17 protein-coding genes are annotated in these 16,111 nt (G+C 63.2%); 12 read left to right on the top strand and 5 right to left on the bottom strand.

The annotated features are described in order from the left end of the window. Nucleotides 1–47: 47 nt before the first annotated feature. Nucleotides 48–503: a hypothetical protein gene (locus B5M06_RS03435; protein WP_054067784.1), complete on the bottom strand. Its 456-nt coding sequence runs from the start codon at nucleotides 501–503 to the stop codon at nucleotides 48–50. Nucleotides 504–611: 108 nt separating this feature from the next. Between B5M06_RS03435 and B5M06_RS03440 the strand changes: the two genes are divergently transcribed. The 4 genes from B5M06_RS03440 (at nucleotide 612) to B5M06_RS03455 (ending at nucleotide 5,925) form a co-directional block, all read left to right on the top strand. Continuing rightward, on the top strand, nucleotides 612–1,856 hold the full coding sequence (locus B5M06_RS03440; RefSeq protein ID WP_054067785.1) for a multifunctional CCA addition/repair protein: 1,245 nt from the start codon (nucleotides 612–614) through the stop codon (nucleotides 1,854–1,856). Nucleotides 1,857–1,869: 13 nt separating this feature from the next. Beyond that, the gene (locus B5M06_RS03445; protein WP_054067786.1) at nucleotides 1,870–3,645 is read left to right on the top strand and encodes an SWIM zinc finger family protein; all 1,776 of its coding nucleotides are present in this window, start codon (nucleotides 1,870–1,872) and stop codon (nucleotides 3,643–3,645) included. 158 nt (nucleotides 3,646–3,803) lie between these two features. After that, the gene (exaC, locus tag B5M06_RS03450; RefSeq protein ID WP_054067787.1) at nucleotides 3,804–5,324 is read left to right on the top strand and encodes an acetaldehyde dehydrogenase ExaC; all 1,521 of its coding nucleotides are present in this window, start codon (nucleotides 3,804–3,806) and stop codon (nucleotides 5,322–5,324) included. A gap of 175 nt (nucleotides 5,325–5,499) precedes the next feature. Further along, entirely contained in the window at nucleotides 5,500–5,925 is a 426-nt protein-coding gene (locus B5M06_RS03455) for a DUF779 domain-containing protein (RefSeq protein WP_080025158.1), read from the top strand. Here the strand turns inward: B5M06_RS03455 and trxC are convergent. The 3 genes from trxC to B5M06_RS03470 form a co-directional block, all read right to left on the bottom strand. Continuing rightward, complete coding sequence (trxC, locus tag B5M06_RS03460) at nucleotides 5,878–6,321, bottom strand: thioredoxin TrxC (RefSeq protein WP_054067788.1); 444 nt, start codon at nucleotides 6,319–6,321, stop codon at nucleotides 5,878–5,880. The two genes, B5M06_RS03455 and trxC, sit on opposite strands and share 48 nt — an antisense overlap. Before the next feature lie 188 nt (nucleotides 6,322–6,509). Further along, nucleotides 6,510–6,716, bottom strand: a complete 207-nt coding sequence (locus tag B5M06_RS03465; protein ID WP_054067801.1) for a DUF2905 family protein — start codon at nucleotides 6,714–6,716, stop codon at nucleotides 6,510–6,512. A gap of 9 nt (nucleotides 6,717–6,725) precedes the next feature. Beyond that, on the bottom strand, nucleotides 6,726–7,736 hold the full coding sequence (locus tag B5M06_RS03470; protein WP_054067802.1) for a class I SAM-dependent methyltransferase: 1,011 nt from the start codon (nucleotides 7,734–7,736) through the stop codon (nucleotides 6,726–6,728). A 116-nt stretch (nucleotides 7,737–7,852) separates the two neighbouring features. Between B5M06_RS03470 and B5M06_RS03475 the strand changes: the two genes are divergently transcribed. From B5M06_RS03475 to cueR, 8 genes are all read left to right on the top strand, one after another. Next, nucleotides 7,853–8,641: an SDR family oxidoreductase gene (locus tag B5M06_RS03475; protein WP_054067789.1), complete on the top strand. Its 789-nt coding sequence runs from the start codon at nucleotides 7,853–7,855 to the stop codon at nucleotides 8,639–8,641. A 27-nt stretch (nucleotides 8,642–8,668) separates the two neighbouring features. Then, nucleotides 8,669–9,040, top strand: coding sequence for a dihydroneopterin aldolase (locus tag B5M06_RS03480; RefSeq protein ID WP_054067790.1), 372 nt, complete (start codon nucleotides 8,669–8,671; stop codon nucleotides 9,038–9,040). Then, nucleotides 9,034–10,020 (top strand): tRNA 2-thiocytidine(32) synthetase TtcA, encoded by a 987-nt coding sequence (gene ttcA / locus B5M06_RS03485; protein ID WP_054067791.1) that lies wholly within the window; start codon nucleotides 9,034–9,036, stop codon nucleotides 10,018–10,020. Before B5M06_RS03480 ends, ttcA begins: the two co-directional genes overlap by 7 nt. Nucleotides 10,021–10,117: 97 nt before the next feature. Beyond that, a complete protein-coding gene (locus B5M06_RS03490; protein WP_080025159.1) occupies nucleotides 10,118–10,825 on the top strand; it encodes a DUF4136 domain-containing protein in 708 nt (235 codons plus the stop codon). Nucleotides 10,826–10,925: 100 nt separating this feature from the next. Continuing rightward, nucleotides 10,926–11,597, top strand: coding sequence for a DUF4136 domain-containing protein (locus tag B5M06_RS03495; protein WP_054067793.1), 672 nt, complete (start codon nucleotides 10,926–10,928; stop codon nucleotides 11,595–11,597). Nucleotides 11,598–11,723: 126 nt separating this feature from the next. After that, nucleotides 11,724–12,221 (top strand): YjjA family protein, encoded by a 498-nt coding sequence (locus tag B5M06_RS03500; protein ID WP_054067794.1) that lies wholly within the window; start codon nucleotides 11,724–11,726, stop codon nucleotides 12,219–12,221. A 176-nt stretch (nucleotides 12,222–12,397) separates the two neighbouring features. Then, nucleotides 12,398–14,902, top strand: a complete 2,505-nt coding sequence (locus B5M06_RS03505; RefSeq protein WP_054067795.1) for a heavy metal translocating P-type ATPase — start codon at nucleotides 12,398–12,400, stop codon at nucleotides 14,900–14,902. 284 nt (nucleotides 14,903–15,186) lie between these two features. Beyond that, nucleotides 15,187–15,645: a Cu(I)-responsive transcriptional regulator gene (gene cueR / locus B5M06_RS03510; protein ID WP_054067796.1), complete on the top strand. Its 459-nt coding sequence runs from the start codon at nucleotides 15,187–15,189 to the stop codon at nucleotides 15,643–15,645. A gap of 112 nt (nucleotides 15,646–15,757) precedes the next feature. On the opposite strand, the gene B5M06_RS03515 is transcribed toward cueR, so the two are convergent. Beyond that, complete coding sequence (locus B5M06_RS03515; protein WP_054067797.1) at nucleotides 15,758–15,952, bottom strand: heavy-metal-associated domain-containing protein; 195 nt, start codon at nucleotides 15,950–15,952, stop codon at nucleotides 15,758–15,760. Nucleotides 15,953–16,111 lie beyond the last annotated feature (159 nt).

Here is a 16,111-nt window from a genome sequence, read left to right on the forward strand (position 1 = left end):
ATGCCCCGGCCCTGCTGCTGCGGAGACTACGCAGCGCGTAGCTGCTGCTACTTGAACTGCTTGCGCAAAAAGGCCTTGTGGCGGCCAATGTGCTCCAGCTGCGCGGGCTTGAGCGTGCCGCCCAGGTCTTCATCCTCAACATTGAGCACGCTGTTGGCATAGTCCAGCGCACGCTGGACCACCTCTTCCTCGCTCAGGCCCTGTTTGGCTGCCAGGTCCATGGCCACGCGGCGCATGGCGCGCTGGCCCAGCATCCACATGGCAGCATAGGCATCCCAGGCCGCCGCGTTCTGCTTGAGCTTTTCATGCTCGGCCAGAATGTCCTTGAGCGGCCTGGCCAGAATCTCCTGCAGCTCTTGCATCTGGGCCTGCATGGCTTCGAACTGCGCTTCACGCTCCAGCGCGGCAGCGGCTTTTTCGGCCTGTGCAGCGGGGTCTTCCGGCAGCGGCACGCTGCCATCGGGATTGAGTTGGGCAATGGTGAGATCTGACAATATGGACATAAGGCTCTCCAACAATAGCAAGAAGAAGGCAGCGACTCTACCAACAAAGCCCATGTCTTCTCAGCACCCGGGAAACGCAACGCGCTGCGCCCGCCTACACTTCACAGCATGAAGATTTACCAGGTCGGCGGTGCCGTGCGCGACCGCCTGTTGCAACGTCCTTTTCATGACACCGACTGGGTGGTCGTTGGCGCGACACCCGAAGCCATGACCGCGCGCGGCTTTACGCCCGTGGGCAAAGACTTCCCCGTCTTTCTGCACCCCCAGACCCACGAGGAATACGCGCTGGCCCGCACCGAGCGCAAGAGCGGTGTGGGCTACCGTGGCTTTGTGGTGCACACCTCGCCCGATGTCACGCTGGAAGAAGACCTGGCACGGCGTGACCTCACTATCAATGCCATAGCTGCTACCGCAGACTGGACGGGCACTGGTGACGTTTTTGACCCTTACAACGGCCAGGCCGATTTGCAGGCCAAAGTACTGCGCCATGTGACCGAAGCTTTTCGCGAAGACCCGGTGCGCATCCTGCGCGTGGCACGCTTTGCGGCGCGCTTTGCCGACTTCAGCGTCCACCCGGACACCATGCAGCTCATGCGTGAAATGGTGGAGGCTGGTGAAGCCGACCACCTGGTGCCAGAGCGCGTGTGGCAGGAAATCAGCCGTGGGCTGATGGAAGCGGCCCCTTCTCGCATGTTCGAAGTGTTGCGCACCTGCGGTGCCCTGCAAGTGCTGCTGCCGGAGCTCAACCGCCTGTGGGGCGTGCCGCAGCGCACCGAATACCACCCTGAGGTGGACAGCGGCATCCACGCCATGCTGGTGCTGGACATGGCCGCGCAGCTCGACGCCCCCTTGCCCGTGCGCTTTGCCTGCCTGTGCCATGACTTTGGCAAGGGCACCACACCTGCCGATATGCTGCCGCGCCACATCGGCCACGAGCAGCGCAGCGCCCAGCTGCTCAAGCCCGTGTGCGAACGCTGGCGCGTGCCCAATGACTGCAAGGAACTGGCCGATCTGGTGGCACGCGAGCACGGCAACATCCACCGCAGCCAGGAGTTTGGTGCGGCCGCGCTGATGCGCCTGCTGGAGCGCTGCGACGCCATCCGCAAACCCGAGCGCTTTGCCCAGGCCCTGCTGGCCTGTGAATGCGATGCACGTGGGCGCACCGGCTTTGAAAACCGCCCCTACCCCCAGCGCGAACGGCTATGGAACGCCCTGCAGGCAGCGCTGCAGGTGGATACAGCCACGATTGCCAGAACCGCTGCGGAGCAAGGCCTCAAAGGCAAGGCGATTGGGGAGGCCGTCAGCGCTGCACGCACCACAGCATTGCAGCAATTCCTGAACTCCAACACCTGAGTACGAACCTCTCATGGCATTTCGCAGCCAGTCTCCCGCCATTCCCGAGCTACCCGCAGCGTGGCGCAAACTCACCAGTGCTGCCATTCGCGAAAGCGGCATTAACTATTTTCTGGACGATACCGTCACCGCTCTGGAGCCCGAAAACGGCCATGAAGGCCTGTGCTTCACGGTGGAAGGCAGCACACCCTACAGGGTAGAGTTGGATGTGGAGCATCCAGAGGAGTCCACCTGCACCTGTCCGCATGCAGAGACCGTGTACGTCTGCAAACACATGGTAGCCGCCTATCTGACCTGGAAATCCACACAGACACCGGCCGACACCAATGCCTCCACCGGCACACCGGCACGCAAGCTGTCGCCACGCCTGCAAGAAATGCAGGCGGACATGGACTTTCTGCAAGCGCAGTCACTGCAGGCCCTGCACACCTGGATTACCGAACAGTGCGACCGCAGTCCGGAATTTGCCCTGCAACTACGTCTGTGGCGACAGACCGAGCAGGCCAAGCACACGCCCATGACACCCGCGCAATGGCGCAGCTTTCTCACCAAGGCCATGCCCCAGAGACAAGGTCTGTATGGCCGAGAACTGAGCCGCTGGGCCGAACATGCCATGCAGGCACTACAAACTTGGGAAGACCTGCTACCCACGCAGGCCGACAGCATCCGCACCGCCTGCACCATGGCACTGCGCCGTCTGTACAAACTGTGGGAGACAGCCGATGACTCCTATGGCCAGCTCTACGATCTGCATGTCTGGCTACAGGACATGCTGATGCGCAGCGTACAGGCCACGCCGCCACCAGCCAACTGGCTCAAGGACTGGCTGAAGCTGCTGGAAGAAGACCCGCTCGGCAACTGGGACGAGGAAGCCTTTCTGCGCCACGCGGGCACGCCACTGCAGCAGGCTTACTGCCGACATGCCGTGGCGCAGTGGGAGGCATGGTGCAAAGCCTCTCCCCCGGCACCTGCCCACTCACGACACAAGGTCTTCAACCCAGATGCATGGGAGCGTTCCCGCAAACGCTATCTGCTGCGCAAGCGCTATCTGTGGGCCATGGAGCAGAGCATGGACGTCAGCGCCCTCATCGCACTGATGCAGCAGACAGCCCAGACCGATGATGAATGGCTGGATGCCTATCGCTTTTGTGAACGCCACCAGCGCCACCGCGAAGCCATGACCATGGCCCAGCTCGGCGTGCAGCACCACCCCTCCAGCTTTGCATTGCGCCAGGCACTCCTGGCCTGCTACATGCGTGATGGCTGGGACCAGGAGGCGCTGGCCCTGTCCGAACAGCTGGCGCTGGAGCGTTCGCACGAGGGCCCTCAACTGGCGCTGTATCTGCAGTGCGCCGTGGCCTGCGGTCATACCCGCCTTTCCGCCCGTAATGCGCTGATCGAAAAAATGTGGGAGCAGGCATCACCAAGTCCGTACAAGAATATGGGCGATGCCATCCGCTGGCTGCTGCGGGACAACGACTGGAAATATGCGCTGACCATCATGCAGCGCCCCAGCGCCAGCTGCGAGACAGAAACTCTGTGCCAGCTCGCCGTGCGCCTGCCAGCCACCCATGCTGCACAGGCCGTCGGCATCTTGCAGCCACTTTTTGATCGCGAAATGCAAAAAGCGTCCAGCCCGTATGCCCAGGCCCTTCGGCTGGTGCAACTGGTCGTGCAACGCATGCCGCAGGCTGATGCACAGGCATGGCTGCAATCACTGCGCCTGACTTACAAGGCCAAGCGCAAGTTCATGGAAGGCTTGCAAGCCATCACCCTGCCTGCCGACTGAGGGCTGCCAGCGCCAACATCGCGCTGGTTAACGACCTGAACCCTGATAGCTGCGCTGCAACGTCTGTAGGACAAGGGAATTCCCGCTCCCACGGAACCGACAGACGACGGAATATGGGCTTTCCAAGCCTTATTCCGTCATCTGAAAGGAGTGCTGTCATGGTTTATCAACTCCCCGGACAACCTGGTGCACTGCACCAGTATCAAGCCCACTACGACCACTACATTGGCGGCCAGTGGGTTCCACCGGCAGGAGGCCAGTACTTTGACGTGGTCACGCCCATCACCGGCAAGATCTACACCAAGGCGGCGCGCGGCACAGCTGCGGATATTGAAAAAGCACTGGATGCTGCCCACGCCGCGGCCGATGTTTGGGGCAAAACCAGCGCCACCGAACGCGCCAACATTCTGCTGCAAATTGCCGACCGCATCGATGCCAACCGCGAACTGCTGGCCTATGTGGAAACCATCGACAATGGGAAGGCGATCCGCGAAACCCTGAACGCTGATATTCCACTGTCTGCCGACCACTTCCGCTACTTTGCCAGTGCTATCCGCACGCAGGAAGGCGGCATCAGCCAGATCGACAACGACACCGTGGCCTACCACTTCCATGAACCCCTCGGTGTGGTCGGCCAAATCATTCCGTGGAACTTCCCCATCCTGATGGCTGCGTGGAAGCTTGCGCCTGCGCTGGCCGCTGGCAACTGTGTGGTGCTCAAGCCTGCGGAGCAGACGCCCATCAGCATCCTGGTGCTGGCAAACCTGATTGGCGACCTGCTGCCGCCGGGCGTGCTCAACATCGTCAACGGCTTTGGCCGTGAGGCCGGCATGCCGCTGGCGCAAAGCAAGCGCATTGCCAAGATTGCCTTCACCGGTTCCACCAGCACAGGCCGCGTGATTGCCCAGGCGGCCTCGAACAGCCTGATTCCCGCCACGCTGGAACTGGGCGGCAAGTCGCCCAACATCTTCTTTGCCGATGTGATGGACAAGGACGACAGCTTCCTCGACAAGGCCATCGAAGGTCTGGTGCTGTTTGCCTTTAATCAGGGTGAGGTCTGCACCTGCCCCAGCCGCGCACTGATCCATGCGTCGATTTACGACAAGTTCATGGAACGCGCGCTGGCGCGTGTGCAAGCCATCAAGCATGGCAACCCACTGGACCCCAACTCCATGATGGGTGCGCAAGCCAGCAAGGAGCAACTCACCAAAATCCTGTCCTACCTTGATCTGGGCAAACAGGAAGGTGCCGAGGTGCTGATCGGCGGTGCGCAGGCCCAGCTAGGTGCAGACTTGGACGGTGGCTACTATGTGCAGCCCACCATCTTCAAGGGCCACAACAAGATGCGAATCTTCCAGGAGGAAATCTTCGGCCCCGTGTTGGCCGTGACCACCTTCAAGACCGAGGAGGAAGCGTTGGAAATTGCCAATGACACGCTCTACGGCTTGGGGGCGGGCGTCTGGAGCCGCAACGGTAATGTGGCCTATCGCATGGGCCGCGGCATCAAGGCCGGGCGTGTGTGGACCAACTGCTACCACCACTACCCGGCCCACGCGGCCTTTGGTGGCTACAAGGAGTCCGGCATTGGCCGTGAAAACCACAAGATGATGCTCAACCACTACCAGCAGACCAAGAATCTGTTGGTGAGTTACTCCGAAACCAAGCTGGGCTTCTTCTGAGACGGCTGTCATAGCACCCCGGATGCGTCGTTGCGCCCGCTCGCCGTAGCGCTGCTACTGCCTTCGCGAGCGCGCCTCGCCTGCGGGGCGCTACGCCACCCTTCTTATGGATGAAATTGGCATCTAGCGCCCATGCAGCAAGCCTGAGCAGCTATCTTTTGAGAAGGAGCACACCATGGTTGATCGCGTGATAGCCACGCCTGCCGCGCTGGAGCTGATCGAAGTGCTCAAGGCCAAGCACGGCCCGCGCCTGTTCTTTCACCAGTCGGGTGGCTGCTGCGACAACAGCGCAGCCAACTGCTATATCGAGGGCGAGCTCACCATTGGCCCCGGGGATGTGAAGCTTGGCGAGATTGGCCGGTTGCCGTTTTATATGAGCACCTCGCAGTTCGAATACTGGAAGCACACCCAGCTCATCATCGACGTGATCGAGGGCCATGGCGGCGGCACACTCTCGCTGGAAGGGCCGGAAGGCAAGGCCTTTCTGACCCGCTCGCGCGTGTTTACGGATGAAGAGCTGGCGCAGCTGCCGCCAGTCAATGCCTGTGACTCATCACCCCATCTGCGCCCGCACCCAGCGCACGATGTCACCCGCAGGTAATGCGCCAGAGATGCGGGCGACTTCATTGCCGTCTTCAAAAATGATCATGGTGGGAATGCTGCGGATACCGTAGGGTGCGGCCACGTGGGGATAGGCCTCGGTATCAAGCTTGGCAAAGCGCACGTTTGGCTCCAGCTGCTGGGCTGCCTGCGCAAAGGCGGGAGCCATCATGCGACATGGCCCGCACCAGGGGGCCCAGAAGTCCACGACGACCGGAAGATGGCTGCGGCCCACGTGCTTGGCAAAGCTCTCCGCATCCAGCTGCACGGGCTGGCCGGTGAACAGGGGCTGGTGGCAGCTGCCGCAGTTGGGAGCGGCGGACAAATCTGCCTCGGCCACGCGGTTGGTTTTGTGGCAGTGGGGGCAGACAACGTGCAGGGGTGCGAGAACAGTCATGGTGCAGTCCTTGAAAAAACTGGAAGACAAGCTGCTTCACAGGTGGTGCTGCCTGCCGTGTTTGCAAGTGCCGCAGCATCCATGCCTGAAAACTCCTGAAAATGAAGCTGCCAGCGCTTGTGTTTGCTTGATCTCAGTATCAAAACCATCTGAAACCTAGTCAATACAAGCGCTGACAGCTTTTATTTCTAGAGCAACCAGGCCACCAGCTTGATCAGGCTGAACAGCAGCACCGTCACCAGCACCGCGCTGGCAAAGGGTACAAAGAACTGCCGCCCCAGAAAGCGGAAGTTGAAGTCGCCCGGCAGACGGCCCAGCCCGATCTTCTGGATGATGCCTGTGGCACTGTTGACGAGCACCAGCAGAATAAAGATCAGGAGCATCCAGCGAATCATGGGCACGTCCTACAGGCGGTGGGTGCGGTCACCGCGCACAAAGCCCAGCGCGTCCCAGGGCTCCACGCCCTTGGCCAGACCGATGACCTTGAACAGCTCGCCCATTTCATGCTCCATCATCAGCTTCATGGCGGGCACGCGCTCAGTCTGGCTCAGAGCGTCCAGCTTGGCCTGCAGGCCGCAGTTGATGAGAAAGTGCGCCTGCGTGGTGTAGCCCAGCACCTCAAAGCCTGCATCCTGCGCCGCCACGGCGGTGCCTGTGAAGTTGACGTGGGCCGTGATGTCCTTGAGGCCCACCTTGTCCAGCGGGTCGCTGTCCACCTGGTGCTGGTAGTGGCAGACCATGGTGCCCATGTGGCGCTGCGGGTGGTAGTACTCCGACTCGCCAAAGCCGTAGTCGATGAAGAAGGCCGCGCCACGCGTGAGGCGCTCACCCAGCGTACGGATAAAGGCTTCGCCCTGGGCGTGAATCTCGGTTTCGTAATCGTGCTCGCCATCCACCTCCAGCGGCGGGCGCAAGTCCGTGGGGCGGTTGGCCCAGACCAGCTGGCCGTTTTCCACGGCAATACCGCGCTCGAACCACTGGCCGTTGACGCGCGCAATGATCTGCACGGGCATGGCATCCAGCACCTCATTGCCAACGATCACGCCCTGCATGTGCTCGGGCAGCGCACTGGCCCAGACCACCTTGGGGGCATGGGGTGCCAGGCGCTCCTGCTGGCGCGCGCGCAGCGTGCCGGACAGATCGACGATGGTGTAGCGCTCCACCTCCACGCCCAGACGCTGCAGCTCGTCCAGTATCTGCAGCGCCAGCGCGCCCGTGCCTGCACCAAACTCCCAGATCTCACGCGTGCCGGTGCGCTCCATGGCTTCGGCCATCTGCGCCGCTACCAGCTGGCCGAATACGGGAGAGATCTCCGGCGCCGTCACAAAGTCGCTGCCGGAATCGGGCAGCGCACCGAATTTGGCAGTGTCGTTCGCGTAGTAGCCCAGCCCCGGCGTATACAGCGCCAGCGCCATGAAACGGTCAAAGCCAATCCATCCGCCAGCCTGGGCAATGGCCTTGTCAATGTGCGAGTGCAAGGCACTCGTTAAAATTGCGGGTTCTGTCATCACCCCCCATTGTCTCTTGTTCCATGGCTGTTTCTGAACGAAGCACTCGTTGTGCGCTGGTTACTGGTGCAGGCCGTCGCCTGGGCCGCGAGACTGCGCTCGCCCTGGCCAAGGCGGGGTGGGATGTGGCCGTGCACTTCAACCGCTCGGTAGACGGTGCCCACGCCACCGTGGCAGAGTGCCAGGCGCTGGGCGTGCGCAGCGCTGCCTTTGCGGCCGATCTGGCCGACGAAGCTGCCGCCAATGCCCTGCTGCCCACCATCACGCAAGCGCTAGGCCCGGTGGATGCCGTGGTCAACAGCGCTTCCCTGTTTGAGCATGACAGTGCCGAAAGCTTCAGCTACGCGCTGATGGAAAAGCACTGGCGCAGCAACACCGCCGCCCCGATTGCGCTGGCGCGTGCGCTGCACCAGCACATCCGCCAGCGCCGCGACAGCGGTGAGGCCGTTGCCGAAGGCGTTGTGGTCAACCTGCTGGACCAGAAGCTCTGGAACCAGAACCCGGACTTCATGAGCTACACCCTCTCCAAGGCTGCGCTGGAAGCCGCTGGCACCATGCTGGCGCTGGCCCTGGCGCCGCTGGTGCGTGTGGTCGGTGTGGCTCCGGGCCTGACCCTGACCAGCCACATGCTCAGCGACGAACGCTTTGCACAGCTGCACCAGCTCAGCCCACTGGGGCGCAGCTCCTCCCCTGGCGATGTGGCGGCTACCGTGCGTTTTGCGCTGGAAAACCGCTCCATCACAGGAACCACCTTGCTGGTCGACGGCGGCCAGCACCTACAGCGTTTTGAACGCGACTTTTCCTTGATGTAAGCCCCACAAGGGCTGATTCCCTGCGCCATGCACACTGCAAGCAGCAAGCAAATTCTGACCCTGACTGGACTGCGCTTTAACGCCAGTCTGGGCATCCTCGATCACGAAAAAACCACGCCCCAGCCCATCCAGGTGGACGCCGAGCTCAACCAGGGGGAACAGCCCCTGCGCCACGCGGATGAGGACATCTCCAACGTGCTGGACTACCGCAAGGTGCGCCAGATCATCATTGACGAATGCACGTCCGAGCATGTGAACCTGCTCGAGAGCCTGATCGGCAAGGTCGCGCAACGCCTGATGCAGCTGCCCGGCGTGGTGGGCGTGCGCGTGAAGATCGCCAAACTTGAAATTTTTGATGACTGCGAAGTAGCAATTCGCGTCGAAACCGGACAATGGTGAACCCCATGAATGCTGTGACTGAAAACCCCTGGATTAGCGAAGACGAATCGGCTGAAGCAGCCGCAGCAGGCAACGACGCCGCTGAAGCCAAGCCTGGCAAGATCAAGATCGAGCGTGAGCAGATCAAGCTCGAAAAGCGCCTGTGCCGCGAAGTGGGCCGCGCCATCATGGACTTCAACATGATTGAAGACGGTGACAAGGTCATGGTCTGCATGTCCGGCGGCAAGGACAGCTACACCCTGCTGGACATCCTGCGCAAGCTGCAAAAGCGCGCGCCCGTGAAGTTCGACATCGTGGCCGTGAACCTGGACCAGAAGCAGCCCGGCTTTCCTGAGCATGTGCTGCCTGAGTACTTCCAGTCCATCGGCGTGGACTACCACATCGAAAACCAGGACACCTACTCCGTGGTCAAGCGCGTCGTGCCCGAAGGCAAGACCACCTGCGGTCTGTGCTCGCGCCTGCGCCGCGCCATCCTGTACAAGGTGGCCGATGAGCTGGGCTGCACCAAGGTAGCCCTGGGCCACCACCGTGATGACATCGTGCAAACGCTGATGCTCAACATGTTCTACGGCGGCCGCATGAAGGGCATGCCACCGAAGCTAGTGTCGGATGACGGCAAGCACGTGGTGATTCGCCCCCTGTGCTATGTGCCCGAGAAGGACACTGCACGCTGGGCCAAGTACCAGAACTTCCCCATCATCCCCTGCAACCTGTGCGGCAGCCAGGACGGCCTGCAGCGCGTGGCCGTGGGCGACATGCTGCGAGAGTGGGACAAGAAGTTCCCTGGCCGTATCGAGAGCATGTTCCGCGCCATGGGCAACATCGTGACCACCCACATGATGGACCCCCAGCTGCACGACTTCAAGAACGCCAAGGCCACCGGCATTGCCGACCCCAATGGCGACACCGCGTTCGACCACGAAGAGCTGCCCAAGCCTTCTGCACTGCCTGGCGGCGTGCAGGTGGTACAGATCAACTAAAGCGTTTGACCGGCCCCGCAATGCGGGGCTTTTTTACACCTTGCTACGCCTCTGCATGCCACACTTGGCATGCTTGCTGATCTCAAGGAGCACACCTATGACCGCCACAAGATTCCTCCGTCGCTGCTGCATGGGCGCTGCCCTGGTGATGGCTGCCGCACTGGCAGGCTGCGCCACCGGGCCACGTGAAATCACCTCCAGCGTTCAGTCCTATGCCAACATGGGTGGCATCCACCTGCCCGCCACCTATCGCATGGAGCTGCTGCCCTCACAGACGCACCAGCAAAGCTTTGCCCGCATTGAAGCCGCTGCACAGGATGCCCTGCAGCGTGTGGGTCTGACACGCGATCCTCGCCCCGATCTGGCACGCCTGGTGGTGCAGATTGGTGCCAGCGCCGACCAGGGCTATGCCTACCACCCTGGATATGACAACTGGTTCTACGGGCCACGCTTTGGCTGGGGGCTGGGTATGGGCTTTGGCGGCCCTCGCTGGGGCATGGGCATGAGCTGGATGGATGCGCCCCCCATGGTGTACTACCGTGGTGTACAGCTCGTGATTCGTGACACCAAGACGCAGCAGATCGTCTATGAAACTTCGGCCAAGTACGACGAAATCCGCGTCGATGACCAGCAGATCTGGCGTGTGCTGTTTGACGCAGCGCTGAGCGACTTTCCCCATCCGCCCCAAGGTACTCGCCAGGTGCGCACCACCATCACCCCGCTGCCTGCTGCAAAGCCCGCAACGGATGCTGCCCCTGCCAGTGGCAGCACACCGGCTGCAGGCAGTGACACCAAGACGCCCTGAACCCCACGGGTGACAGCAAACTGCGGCATCGGCGGACACGCTGCTGCGATGCCGCAGTGCTATACCTTGTACCTGTCTATTTCAGATCAGAGTCTCGCTTATGCGCACCACTTCCTCCTTGCTGCTGAGCCTTGCTGCCGCAGCCCTTCTTGCTGGCTGTGCCAGCGGTCCCACCACTTACACCACCAGCGTGCAGAGCTACTCCGGCATGGCTGGCGTGCAGCTGCCCACCACCTATCGCATTGAACTGCTGCCCTCACAGGTGCAGAACCAGCAAAGCTTTGGTGTGATTGAAGCTTCCGCCCAGCAGGCGCTGGACCAGGTGGGCCTGCGCCCCGCTGCAGACCCCACGCAGGCCCATCTGGTGGTGCAGATTGATGCCATCAGCGTGGCCAACACCACAACGCCGTATAACGACTCCGCGTTTTACGCACCGCCCGGCGTCTATGGCTGGGGCTACGGCCGCCCATGGACACCCGGCCCCTGGGGCCCTGGTCCCTTCGGCCCCGGCCCTGCCATGGCATGGGCCACGGACTTTCCCTCCACCGTCTACCACCGCTCTGTGAATCTGGTGATGCGCGATGCCAAGACCCAGCGCATCGTCTATGAGACCTCGGCCCAGTACAACGACATGCAGGGCAATGATCCGCAGATCTGGGGCATCTTGTTCAGCTCTGCCCTGAATGACTTCCCCAACCCACCACAGGGCGTACGCCAGGTGCAGACCACGATTGCACCAGCCACACCCACTGCTCCTGCATCCAGCAAGTAACACGGCACATGGCCTGCACCGGGCTGCTACGGCGGCCTGGTGCAGTTGCAAAACACTACATGGCTGACGCTGACCACACACCGAGGCGTGCTACGTTTAAGCCATTTCCCCAGCAGGAACTTCACCATGCATTCTTGGATTTCCACCGCCGCCCTGGCTGCAGCCCTGTGCAGCGCCAGCCTTGGCGCACATGCCTCAGGTCTGGACAGCCTGCGCCAGCAGGCCAGCCAGTTTGGTCTGGGTGGCAGCAGCAGCGAGCCATCCACCAGCAGTTCAGCCCTTGGCGACCTGCTGGGCAATAGCGGTGCGTCTGCAGGCTTGCTGTCTTCGCTGGGCATGCCTGCCGCAGACTCTGCCAGCAATGCCGCAGGCCTGATCACCTATTGCGTCAAAAACAACTACCTGAACGCCAACAAGGCTGAACAGGTCAAGGCCGAGTTGCTGGGCAAGTTGGGCCTGAGCCCCCAGAAAAAGGAAGAGCCCAAAGACCAGGGCTATCTGAGCGGACTGGCAGGCATGATTACCGGCAAGGATGGTCAGAGCTTCAGCATGGACAAGCTCAAGGGCGACCTCAAGGAAAAAGCCTGCGACCTGGTGCTGGACAACGCCAAGTCCTTGCTCTAACCACCAAAACCATAGCTTCCTGCGCTTACGCTACAAGCGCTGGAAGGTCAAAAGGTTTGCACAGTGTGCAAGCCTTTTTGCTGTCCGGAGACGACACCATACCCCTGCGCTTGACCTTCCCATGATGTCAAGGATTACGCTGCACCCTATTCCCTTTAGCACCACAGGTTCTGCGTATGTCCACCCCACCATCCACGCCCCACGCCCACCCCCCCACCGCCGCTGTCCTCAGCCTGCCCGTGCACGGCATGAGCTGTGCCAGCTGCGTGGGCCGGGTCGAAAAGGCCGTGCGCCAGGTGCCTGGCGTGGCCGAGGTCAGTGTCAACCTGGCCACCGAGCGCATCCACATCCAGCCTGCTGGCCCGCTGGACACGGCCGCCGTGGTGCAAGCGATTGAAAAGGCCGGCTACGAGGTGCCCAGCCAGACCGTCGAGCTGGCCGTGGAAGGCATGACCTGCGCCAGCTGCGTGGGCCGGGTTGAACGTGCCCTGCAAAAAGTGCCCGGCGTGACCGCGGCCCAGGTGAACCTGGCCACCGAGCGCGCCACGGTCCAAGGCAGCGCCACGCTGGAGGCTCTGCTGGCCGCGCTGGACAAGGCCGGCTACCCCGGCCAACCCATCGACACCCAGGCCGCGCGGGCGCAAGCCGAGGCCCAGGCCGCACACAAGGAAGCCGAATACGCCGCGCTGCAGCGCGACTTCACCCTTGCTACGGTGCTGGCACTGCCGGTGTTTGTGCTGGAGATGGGTTCGCACCTGCTCCCCGGCATGCACCACTGGGTGGCGGGCACCATCGGCCTGCAAAACAGCTGGTACCTGCAGTGTGTGCTGACCGCGCTGGTGCTATTGATTCCCGGACGGCGCTTTTACACCAAGGGCCTGCCCGCCCTGCTGCGCGGTGGGCCAGACATGAATTCCCTGGTCGCCGTGGGCACGCTGGCGGCGTTCAGCTATTCCGTGGTCGCCACCTTCCTGCCCGGCCTGCTGCCGGCCGGCACTGTGAATGTGTACTTCGAGGCCGCCGCCGTCATCGTCGCGCTGATCCTGCTGGGCCGCATGCTGGAGGCCCGCGCCAAGGGCCGCACCTCGCAGGCCATCCAGCGGCTCATCGGCCTGCAGCCGCAGACGGCGCGCGTGCAGCGCGACGGGCAGTGGGTGGAGCTGCCGGCGGCCGACGTGCAGACCGGCGACCTCATCCAGGTGCGCCCCGGCGAGCGCGTGCCCGTGGACGGCACGGTGCTGGACGGCCAGAGCTATGTGGACGAATCCATGATCACCGGCGAGCCCGTGCCCGTGGCAAAGACCATTGATGACCGCGTGGTGGGCGGCACGGTCAACCAGACCGGGGCCTTCACTCTGCGCGCTACGGCCGTGGGCAGCGCCAGCGTGCTGGCGCAGATCATCCGGCTGGTGGAGCAGGCCCAGAGCGGCAAGCTGCCCATCCAGGCCGTGGTGGACAAGGTCACACTGTGGTTCGTGCCCGCCGTGATGGCCGCCGCCGTGCTCACCTTCCTGGTGTGGCTGGTGTTCGGCCCCACGCCGGCGCTGAGCTTTGCGCTGGTCAATGCCGTGGCCGTGCTCATCATCGCCTGCCCCTGCGCCATGGGCCTGGCCACCCCCACCTCCATCATGGTGGGTACCGGGCGGGGCGCCGAGCTGGGCGTGCTGTTCCGCCAGGGCGAAGCGCTGCAGCTGCTGAAAAACACCCAGGCCGTGGCCGTGGACAAGACCGGCACCCTGACCGAAGGCCACCCCGCGCTGACCGACCTGGAAGTGGCCGAGGGCTTTGACCGCGCCCAGGTGCTGGCGCTGACCGCGGCCGCCGAATCGCGCTCCGAGCACCCGATTGCCCGCGCCATCGTGCAAGCCGCCGAGCACGAGCAACTGACCGTGCCCGCCCTCAGCGACTTTGCCTCCATCACCGGCATGGGCGTGCGCGCCACGGCCCTGGGCCAGCGCGTGGAGGTCGGTGCCGACCGCTTCATGCACGCCCTGGGGCTGGACGTGGCGCGCTTCGCCGCCACGGCGGCCCGCCTGGGCAGCGAAGGCAAGTCGCCACTGTACGTGGCGGTGGACGGGCAGCTGGCCGCCATCATCGCCGTGGCCGACCCCATCAAGCCCAGCACGCCCGGCGCCATTGCCGCCCTGCATGCCCTGGGGTTGAAAGTCATCATGATCACCGGCGACAACGCCCGCACCGCGCAGGCGATTGCCGCGCGCCTGGGCATTGACGAAGTGGTGGCCGAGGTGCTGCCCGAAGGCAAGGTGACCACGCTGCAGCAGCTGCAGGCCACACACGGCCATGTCGCCTTTGTCGGCGACGGCATCAACGACGCGCCAGCGCTGGCCGCGGCCGATGTCGGCATCGCGATCGGCAGCGGCACCGACGTGGCCGTGGAAGCCGCCGACGTGGTGCTGATGTCCGGCAGCCTGCAGGGCGTGCCGAACGCGATTGCGCTGTCCAAGGCCACCATGGGCAACATCCGGCAGAACCTGTTCTGGGCCTTTGCCTACAACACGGCGCTGATCCCCGTGGCTGCCGGCGCGCTCTACCCCGCGTATGGTGTCCTGCTGTCGCCGATTTTTGCGGCCGGTGCCATGGCACTGTCGAGTGTGTTTGTGCTGGGCAATGCCTTGCGCTTGCGCAGCTTTAAGGCGCCGATGGCAGAGGCTGCGGCCTGATCGATGGCGACCATCCCATCTTTGACGGCAGAGGCCGGGAGTTCGTCCCGGCGGCCAAGTGATTTTCTGGGTGCGCCCAGAAGGTCACCAAAGATGCGCTTGGGCCTGCCCGCCGCGAAACTTGCTGTCCGCTGTACCAGCGCGCCGCTCAAACATCCGCGGCGCGTCAGGAGATGGATGCAGACCTGTCGCGCAGCAGCGCTGCGGCAGGTCTGCCGTAGTGCCTGCGCTGTGCCGCATGTTCCCAACCATCGGTGCACGGTGAAAATTTTCGGAGAGAGCCTATGAACATCGGAGAAGCAGCCAAGGCCTCGGGCGTGTCGGCCAAGATGATTCGCTATTACGAGTCGGTGGGGCTGATTCCGCCTATCCACCGCACCGAGTCCGGCTACCGCGCGTACAGCGGGTCGGATGTGCACATGCTGCGCTTCATCCGCCGCGCACGCGATCTGGGGTTTGCGGTGGCGGAGATTCACGACCTGCTGGACCTGTGGCGGGACCGCAGCCGCAAAAGCGCGGACGTGAAGCGCGTGGCGATGCAGCACATCCAGAATCTGCAGCGGCGCATCCAGGAGCTGCAGCAGATGTCCGACACCCTGCAGGCGCTGACCGCCTGCTGCGCGGGCGATGAACGGCCCGACTGCCCCATCCTGCAAGGGCTGGAGACGGCCGACCTCCCCGCACCCGGCGCGGAGGACGGTGCGGCCCCGACCCAGGCCACCTGCTGCCCGCCCGCCCGCTAGCCGCCCATCACCGCAACGCCCCACAAAAAAGGCCATGGCATGTGCCATGGCCTTTGGGGCGCGCGTGGCGTGGGTCAGCCGCAGCCGCCCCCCACGGGGTGGCGCAGCGCGCTTACTGCACCTGCGCGGGGTAGCCCGCCTCTTCCAGCGCCGCCACCACCGCGGCCTGCGAGGCCGTGGTCTGCACCTGCACTGTGTGGGTGGGGATGTCCACCGTCACCTGCGCGGCGGCATCTACGGATTGGATCGCCTTGGTCACGCTGCGGGCGCAGCCGCCGCAGGTCATGCTGTCGATGTGAAATTGCATGGCAAAACTCCTGGTCAAAATGCAATGGCGCCAGACTAAAGCTTGCCATGATGGGAAGGTCAAGCCCTTGCGCCACGCAGGGTGAGCCGGCGTGCACGCCCTAAAAATCAGAGCAGGCTGCGCCGATCCTGTGTGTGCTATACAGTGAAAACACCCGAT

This window comes from Comamonas kerstersii (genome assembly GCF_002056725.1).
Taxonomy (GTDB): domain Bacteria; phylum Pseudomonadota; class Gammaproteobacteria; order Burkholderiales; family Burkholderiaceae_C; genus Comamonas; species Comamonas kerstersii.